This window comes from Stenotrophomonas maltophilia group sp. RNC7 (assembly GCF_030910085.1).
GTDB classification, from domain to species: Bacteria; Pseudomonadota; Gammaproteobacteria; order Xanthomonadales; family Xanthomonadaceae; genus Stenotrophomonas; species Stenotrophomonas sepilia.
This window is the reverse complement of the sequence record NZ_JAVFVN010000693.1, coordinates 1-578: the sequence shown is the minus strand read 5'-3', so window position 1 is coordinate 578 and position 578 is coordinate 1. Positions and strand designations below refer to the sequence as shown.

At 69.2% G+C, this 578-nt stretch carries 1 protein-coding gene; it reads left to right on the top strand.

Annotated elements, in window-relative coordinates:
• The coding region (locus RCF13_RS14735; RefSeq protein ID WP_308141296.1) for an efflux RND transporter permease subunit at window positions 1-578 on the top strand (578 nt) is incomplete at both ends.

Here is a 578-nt window from a genome sequence, read left to right as displayed (position 1 = left end):
GGCCGCGCTCAAGGGCGCGCAGCAGATCGGTTTCACGCTGATCTCGCTGACCTTCTCGCTGATCGCGGTGCTGATTCCGCTGCTGTTCATGACCGAGGTGGTGGGGCGGCTGTTCCGCGAGTTCGCCATCACGCTGGCGGTGTCGATCCTGATTTCGCTGGTGGTGTCGCTGACGCTGACGCCGATGATGTGCGCGCGCCTGCTGCCGCCGCACGCCGAGCGCCCGCCCGGCCTGCTCGACCGCCTGCAGGCGCGCTATGCCGGCTGGCTCGACATCACGCTGCGCCACCAGCGCCTGACGCTGCTGGCGATGCTGGCCACCGTCGCGCTGACCGGGCTGCTGCTGATCGGCAGCTATTCCATCTGCTATCTGCTGGCGCTGGACCACGGCATCACGCCCGGCGTGCTGGCCACGCTGCTGGGGGCGCAACCCATCCTGACCCTGGCGCTGCTCGAGCGCCGCTTTCCGCCGCTGCGGCTGGCGGGGCTGCTGCTGGCCCTGTGCGGATTGGGCATGGTGATGTTCCAGAGCATCGGCATGGCGCGTTTCTCGCTCGCCGGCATGGCCTTCGCGTTCG